Source organism: Streptomyces sp. (genome assembly GCF_031178505.1).
GTDB classification, from domain to species: domain Bacteria; phylum Actinomycetota; class Actinomycetes; order Streptomycetales; family Streptomycetaceae; genus Streptomyces; species Streptomyces gulbargensis.
Genome location: NZ_JAPSIW010000338.1, coordinates 1 through 7,158, shown reverse-complemented (window position 1 = coordinate 7,158; position 7,158 = coordinate 1). Strand labels below are relative to the sequence as shown.

At 71.2% G+C, this 7,158-nt stretch carries 5 protein-coding genes; all 5 read right to left on the bottom strand.

Annotated features, from left to right (window positions below; genetic code table 11):
- Positions 1 to 135 precede the first annotated feature (135 nt).
- A complete protein-coding gene (locus RIF68_RS21135) occupies positions 136 to 1,272 on the bottom strand; it encodes an XdhC family protein (protein ID WP_309052858.1) in 1,137 nt (378 codons plus the stop codon).
- 47 nt (positions 1,273 to 1,319) lie between these two features.
- A complete protein-coding gene (locus RIF68_RS21130; RefSeq protein ID WP_309052857.1) occupies positions 1,320 to 2,786 on the bottom strand; it encodes an NCS2 family permease in 1,467 nt (488 codons plus the stop codon).
- Positions 2,787 to 3,026: 240 nt separating this feature from the next.
- On the bottom strand, positions 3,027 to 5,426 hold the full coding sequence (gene pucD / locus RIF68_RS21125) for a xanthine dehydrogenase subunit D (protein WP_309052856.1): 2,400 nt from the start codon (positions 5,424 to 5,426) through the stop codon (positions 3,027 to 3,029).
- A gap of 2 nt (positions 5,427 to 5,428) precedes the next feature.
- Entirely contained in the window at positions 5,429 to 6,034 is a 606-nt protein-coding gene (locus RIF68_RS21120) for a 2Fe-2S iron-sulfur cluster-binding protein (protein WP_309052855.1), read from the bottom strand.
- A 1-nt stretch (position 6,035) separates the two neighbouring features.
- The gene (locus tag RIF68_RS21115) at positions 6,036 to 6,926 is read right to left on the bottom strand and encodes a xanthine dehydrogenase family protein subunit M (RefSeq protein ID WP_309052854.1); all 891 of its coding nucleotides are present in this window, start codon (positions 6,924 to 6,926) and stop codon (positions 6,036 to 6,038) included.
- Between the last annotated feature and the right edge of the window lie 232 nt (positions 6,927 to 7,158).

The following is a 7,158-nucleotide window of genomic DNA, read 5'->3' as shown; positions in this document are numbered from 1 at the left end:
CCGGCGCGACGCCCAGGGCCCGGCCCCCTCCGGCTCCCGCACTCGCCCCCCTGGCGGTCCTCCCGCGCCCCGTACACGCCACGGAGCACCCGGGCGGCGGACCGCCCGGGTGCTCCGCACTCCCCGGTACCCGGACTACGCGACCGAGCCGAGACGGCCGTCCGGGGCGCGCGGGGAATCGTGGTGGATCGGGGTGTGGGCGCCGGTCAGGGAGACGCCGCTGCCGCCGCGGCGGGCGGCGACGATCTCCGCGCCGATGGAGAGCGCCGTCTCCTCCGGTGTCCGGGCGCCGAGGTCCAGGCCGATGGGGGAACGGAGCCGGGCCAGTTCGAGTTCGGTGACGCCGACCTCGCGCAGACGCTTGTTGCGGTCCTCGTGGGTGCGGCGGGAGCCCATCGCGCCGACGTAGGCGACGGGGAGCCTGAGGGCCGTCCGGAGCAGCGGCACGTCGAACTTGGCGTCGTGCGTGAGCACGCACAGGACGGTCCGGCTGTCGGTCTCCGTCGACTCCAGGTAGCGGTGGGGCCATTCGACGACGATCTCGTCGGCCTCGGGGAAGCGGGCGCGGGTCGCGAAGACGGGGCGGGCGTCGCAGACGGTGACGTGGTAGCCGAGGAACTTGCCGACCCGGACGAGGGCGGAGGCGAAGTCGATGGCCCCGAAGACGATCATGCGGGGGGCGGGGACCGAGGACTCGACCAGGAGGGTGATCGGCTGCCCGCAGCGGCTGCCGTCCTCGCCGATCTCGACCGTCCCGGTGCGGCCGGCGTCCAGGAGCGCCCGGGCCTCGGCGGCGGCGGTGCGGTCCAGCTCCGGATGGCCGCCGAGCCGGCCCTCGTACGAGCCGTCGGGGCGGACCAGCAGGGCGTGACCCAGCAGGTCCTCCGGCCCGGAGACGATCCGGGCGAGGGCCGCCGCCTCGCCGGAGGCGGCGGCCGCGAGCGCGGCGGGAAAGACCCCGCCGCGCACGGGGGTGACGAGGATGTCGATGACACCTCCGCAGGTGAGACCGACGGCGAAGGCGTCCTCGTCGCTGTAGCCGAAGCGCTCCACGACGGTCCTCCCGTCCTGGAGGGCCTGCTGGCACAGTTCGTAGACCGCGCCCTCCACACACCCGCCGGAGACCGATCCGACGGCCGTTCCCTCGCCGTCGACGGCGAGGGCGGCGCCGGGCTGCCGGGGCGCGCTGCCGCCGACGGCCACCACGGTGGCGACGGCGACGTCACGGCCCTGCCCGACCCACCGGTGCAACTCCTCGGCGATGTCCAGCATCTCGGTTCTCCTCCGGTCGGTGTGGGGAGGGCTGCGGTGCGGCGGGATCAGCCGACGCCGAGCCAGCTCTCGATGGGGTGGATGGCGAAGTAGACGACGAAGACCGCCGTGAGGGCCCACATGAAGGCTCCCACCTCGCGCGCCTTGCCCTGCGCCGTCTTGATCACGGCGTAGGAGATGACGCCGGCGGCGACACCCGTGGTGATGGTGTACGTGAACGGCATCAGGACCACGGTGAGGAACACCGGGATCGCGACGGACCGGTCGCTCCAGTCCACGTGCTTGGCGTTCTGCATCATCATCGAGCCGATGACGACCAGGGCCGCGGCGGCGACCTCCTGCGGCACGATCGCGGTGAGCGGGGTGAAGAACAGGCAGAGGGCGAAGAAGCCGCCGGTGACCACGGAGGCCAGACCGGTGCGGGCGCCCTCGCCGACGCCGGTGGCGGACTCGACGAAGACCGTCTGGCCGGAGGCACCGCCCGCGCCGCCGATGACGCCTCCGGCGCCGTCGATGAAGAGGGCCTTGGACAGGCCCGGCATGCGGCCCTTGTCGTCGGCGAGCTTGGCCTCGGTGCCGACGCCCAGGATGGTCGCCATGGCGTCGAAGAACCCGGCGAGCACCAGAGTGAAGACGATCATGGTGACGGTGATGTAGCCGACGTCGCCCCAGCCGGTGAAGGAGACGTGGCCCAGGAGGGAGAAGTCGGGGGCGGAGACGGCGCTGCCGTCGAGCTCCGGCGGGCCGGAGAACCAGGCCTTGGCGGGGATGTCGGCGAACGCGTTGAGGACGACGGCGAGGACCGTTCCGGCGACGATGCCGATGAGGATGGCACCGGGGACGTTGCGGGCCTGGAGCGCGAAGATCAGCAGCAGGGTGACGGCGAAGATGAGGACCGGCCAGCCGGCCAGTTCACCGGCCGGGCCGAGGACGACGGGGCCGCCGCCGGGCGCGGGGTTCTCGTGGACGAATCCGGCCTTCACGAAGCCGATGATGGCGATGAAGAGGCCGATGCCTATGGTGATGGCGTGCTTGAGGGCCAGCGGGATGGCGTTCATGATCATCTCGCGGAGGCCGGTGACGACCAGGAGACAGATCACGGCGCCGTACGCCACCGACATGCCCATGGCCTGGGGCCAGGTCATGACGGGCACGACCTGCGAGGCCATGACTCCGGAGACGCTCAGGCCGGCGGCGAGGGCGAGCGGCACCTTGCCCCAGAAACCCATCAGCAGAGTGGTCGCGGCGGCGGCGAGGGCCGTGGCGGTGATGAGCGCGGGCTGGCTGAGCGCGTTGCCGTCGACGTCCTTGCCGCTGAGGATCAGGGGGTTGAGCAGGAGAATGTACGCCATCGCCATGAAGGTGGTGACGCCGCCGCGGATCTCCGTCGCGACGGTGGATCCTCTCTCCGAGATGTGGAAATACCGGTCGAGCCAGGAACGTCCGGCGGGGGTGCGCGAGCCGGAGCCCGCGTCCTCTGCGGTGGTCCTGGGCTCCACTGACGACTGGGTCATGGGGCCTACTCCCAAGGTTCAAAGGGGCACCCGCAACAACGCCGGGGCTCTCCGGTGCTGAAAGACTGCGGGATTTGGGATGGTGCGTGGGCTGCACGACCCGGGGGACGGCCCGAGACGAACGGGATACTGCGGGGTGGTGCGGGGTCGCGGCCGTACTGGGTGGGTACGGCCGGGCTCCGGGCGGTGCGGGCTGGGGACGCGTGACGTTCCTGGGAGGCACGCACCGCCCGGAGGGTCCTACAGGGTGCCGGTGAGCGCCTCGGGGCGGACCGGCGTCTTGTTGAGCTCCAGGCCCGTCGCGTTCCGGATCGCCGCGAGGACGGCCGGGGTGGACGAGAGGGTGGGGGCCTCTCCGATGCCGCGCACGCCGTAGGGGGCGTTCGGGTCCGCCAGTTCGAGGTAGTCGACCGGGATGGTCGGCGTGTCGAGGATGGTGGGGATGAGGTAGTCGGTGAAGGAGGGGTTGCGCACCTTCGCCGTCTTCGGGTCGACGATGATCTCCTCCATCACCGCGACGCCCAGGCCCTGGGTCGTACCGCCCTGGATCTGGCCGACGACGGACAGCGGGTTGACCGCCTTGCCGACGTCCTGGGCGCAGGCCAGTTCGATGACCTTGACCAGGCCGAGCTCGGTGTCCACCTCCACCACCGCGCGGTGCGCGGCGAAGGCGTACTGGACGTGGCCGTCGCCCTGGCCGGTGACGAGGTCGAAGGCCTGGGTCGGACGGTGCCGCCACTCCTCCTCGACCTCCACGGCCTGGTCCTCCAGGACGTCCGCGAGGGTGGCGAGGGCCTCGCCGCCGTCGGTGACGACCTTCCCGCCCTCCAGGAGGAGTTCGGCGGTGGCCCACGCCGGGTGGTACGAGCCGAACTTGCGCCGGCCGATCTCCAGGACCTTCTCGCGGACGATCTCGCAGGAGTTCTTGATGGCGCCGCCGGTCATGTACGTCTGGCGGCCCGCGGAGGTCGAGCCGGCCGAGCCCACCTGGGTGTCGGCGGGGTGGATGGTGACCTGCTGGACACCGAGCTCGGTGCGGGCGATCTGGGCGTGGATGGTGACGCCGCCCTGGCCGACCTCCGCCGCGGCGGTGTGGACGGTGGCGACGGCCTCGCCGTTGATGACCTCGAGGCGGATCTTCGCCGTCGAGTAGTCGTCGAAGCCTTCGGAGAAGCCGACGTTCTTGATGCCGACGGCGTAGCCGACGCCGCGCACGACGCCCTCGCCGTGGGTGGTGTTGGACAGGCCGCCCGGCAGCGCGCGGACGTCCGCGCCCTCGCCCGCGGACTCCCACTGGCGCTCCGGCGGCATCGGCCGGGCCTTGACCCGGCGCAGCAGTTCGGCGACCGGGGCCGGCGAGTCCACGACCTGGCCGGTCGGCATGATCGTGCCCTGCTCCATGGCGTTGAGCTGGCGGAACTCCACCGGGTCCATGCCCAGCTTCGCCGCGAGCTTGTCCATCTGCGCCTCGTAGGCGAAGCAGGCCTGGACCGCGCCGAAGCCGCGCATGGCGCCGCAGGGCGGGTTGTTGGTGAAGAGGCCGATCGCCTCGATCTCGACGTCGTCGACGACGTACGGGCCGACCGAGAGGGACGAGGCGTTGCCGACGACCGAGACCGTGGAGGAGGCGTAGGCGCCGCCGTCCAGGACGATCCTGCACTTGATGTGCGTGAGCTTGCCGTCCTTGGTGGCGCCGTGCTCGTAGGAGAGCTTCGCCGGGTGCCGGTGGACGTGCCCGAAGAAGGACTCGTACCGGTTGTAGACCATCTTGACCGGCTTGCCGGTGTGCAGGGCGAGGACGGAGGCGAGGATCTGCATCGAGATGTCCTCGCGGCCGCCGAAGGCGCCGCCGACGCCGGCCATCGTCATGCGGATCTTCTCCTCGGGCAGGCCGAGGCAGGGCGCGATCTGCTCGCGGTCCGCGTGCAGCCACTGGGTGGCCACGTAGAGGTCGACACCGCCGTCCTCGGCGGGCACCGCGAGGCCGGACTCCGGGCCGAGGAAGGCCTGGTCCTGCATGCCGAAGGTGTACTCGCCCCGGACGATCACGTCGGCCCGCTTCGCGGCCTCGTCCGCGTTGCCGCGGATGATCGGCTGGCGGTGCACGATGTTGGGGTGCGGCACGTGCTCGGCGTGCTTGTCGGTGCGGTTCTCGTGCACGAGGATCGCGTCGGGGGCGGTCGCCGAGGCCTCGTCGGTGACGAGGGGCAGCTCCTTGTACTCGACCTTGATCTTCGCGGCGGCGCGGCGGGCGGTCTCCGGGTGGTCGGCGCCCACGAGCGCGACCGGCTCGCCGTGGTGGCGCACCTTGCCGTAGGCGAGCACCGGGGTGTCGCGGAACTCCAGGCCGTAGTTCTTCGCGGCCGGCAGGTCCTCGTGGGTCAGGACGGCGTAGACGCCGTCCATCGCGAGGGCCTCGGAGGTGTCGATGGACACGATCTCGGCGTGCGCGACCGGGGAGCGCAGGATCTGGCCCCACAGCATGTCCTCGTGCCACATGTCCGAGGAGTAGGCGAACTCGCCGGTGACCTTGAGGGTGCCGTCCGGGCGCAGGGTGGACGCGCCCACACCGCCCCGGGTGTGGTTCTGGGTGACCTCGGTGGGCGTGCCCACCGGTACGGTACGGGTGTTCTCAGCCATCGTCAGACCGCCTCTCCCTGGCGCTCCTGGCGAGCGGCCGCGAGGCGGACCGCGTCGAGGATCTTCTCGTAACCGGTGCAGCGGCAGAGGTTGCCGGAGAGCGCCTCGCGGATGTCCGCGTCGGACGGGGACGGGTTGCGCTCCAGCATCTCGTCGGCCGCGACGAGCAGGCCGGGGGTGCAGAAACCGCACTGCACGGCGCCGGCGTCGATGAAGGCCTGCTGGATCGGGGAGAGTTCGACTCCCTCACCGGTCTGCGAGTCCTGGCCGGGCTTGGCCTCCCAGCGCTTGGCCTGGTCGAGCGAGGTGCCGCAGGCGCCGGAGGCGCAGCCGCCCCCGTGGCCGTGCTCCTCGCGCCGCTTCGCGTACTCCGCCAGGCCTTCGACGGTGACGACGTCCCGGCCCTCGGCCTGGCCGGCGGCGACCAGACAGGAGCAGACCGGCACGCCGTCGAGACGGACGGTGCAGGAACCGCACTCGCCCTGCTCGCAGGCGTTCTTGGAGCCGGGCAGGCCCAGGCGTTCGCGCAGGACGTAGAGGAGGGACTCGCCCTCCCAGACGTCGTCGGCTTCCTGGGGACGGCCGTTGACGGTGAAATTGACGCGCATGTTATGCAGCTCCCTCAAGCGTGCGGCCGGCGCCGCGGTACTGCTCCCAGGTCCAGCCGAGCTGGCGGCGAGCCATGATTCCGACGGCGTGGCGGCGGTACTTGGCCGTGCCGCGGACGTCGTCGATGGGGTTGGCGGCGGCGGAGCACAGGTCGGCGAACTGCTTGGCGACCGACGGTGTGATGATCTTGCCGTTGTCCCAGAAGCCGCCCTCCTCCAGGGCCGCGTTGAGGAACTCCTCGGCCTCCTTGGCGCGGATCGGGGTGGGCGCGGCCGAGCCGATGCCGGTGCGTACGGTACGGGTTTCCGGGTGGAGGGCCAGGCCGAAGGCGCAGACCGCGATGACCATCGCGTTGCGCGTGCCGACCTTGGAGTACTGCTGGGGGCCGTCCGCCTTCTTGATGTGGACGGTCTTGATGAGCTCGTCGGGTTCGAGGGCGTTGCGCTTCACGCCCGTGTAGAACTCGTCGATCGGGATGAACCGGCTGCCGCGCACCGACTCGACCTCGACCTCGGCGCCCGCGGCGAGCAGGGCCGGGTGGGCGTCGCCGGCGGGCGAGGCGGTACCGAGATTGCCGCCGACGCCGCCGCGGTTGCGGATCTGCGGCGAGGCGACCGTGTGCGAGGCGAGCGCCAGGCCCGGGAGCTCCGCGCGCAGGTTCTCCATGATCCGGGTGTAGGGGACGGAGGCACCGAGGCGTACGTTCTCCTCGCCGACCTCCCAGTCGCGCAGCAGGTCGATGCGGTTCAGGTCGAGGAGGTACTCGGGACGCCGGTGGTCGAAGTTGATCTCGACCATGACGTCGGTACCACCGGCGATCGGCACGGCCGTGGGGTGCTCGGCCTTGGCGGCGAGCGCCTCCTCCCAGCTGGCGGGGCGAAGGAAGTCCATGGTGGCTCTCTTCTAGATTCTGGTGATCGGGGGCGTACGCGCGGGCCCGGGGATGGACGGCCGGCCCTCGACTTCGTGTTCATGTCCTGTTCACGCGGTGTGTGGCCTAGTACACAAGCCCCGTCCGCCCCGGTGTAGCCACCAAAAACATGAAGGAGTTGGCTGGGGCCCGTCGTCGTCTTGTAGATTCGAACGAAAGACGGAGAACAGAAACCTCTCCGTTTTCCCCTGG

Excerpts from the sequence above, each read along its gene's own strand:
- RIF68_RS21135 (WP_309052858.1), bottom strand. The coding sequence starts at position 1,272 with ATGCTGGACATCGCCGAGGAGTTGCACCGGTGGGTCGGGCAGGGCCGT.
- RIF68_RS21130 (WP_309052857.1), bottom strand. The coding sequence starts at position 2,786 with ATGACCCAGTCGTCAGTGGAGCCCAGGACCACCGCAGAGGACGCGGGC.
- pucD (WP_309052856.1), bottom strand. The coding sequence starts at position 5,426 with ATGGCTGAGAACACCCGTACCGTACCGGTGGGCACGCCCACCGAGGTC.
- RIF68_RS21120 (WP_309052855.1), bottom strand. The coding sequence starts at position 6,034 with ATGCGCGTCAATTTCACCGTCAACGGCCGTCCCCAGGAAGCCGACGAC.
- RIF68_RS21115 (WP_309052854.1), bottom strand. The coding sequence starts at position 6,926 with ATGGACTTCCTTCGCCCCGCCAGCTGGGAGGAGGCGCTCGCCGCCAAG.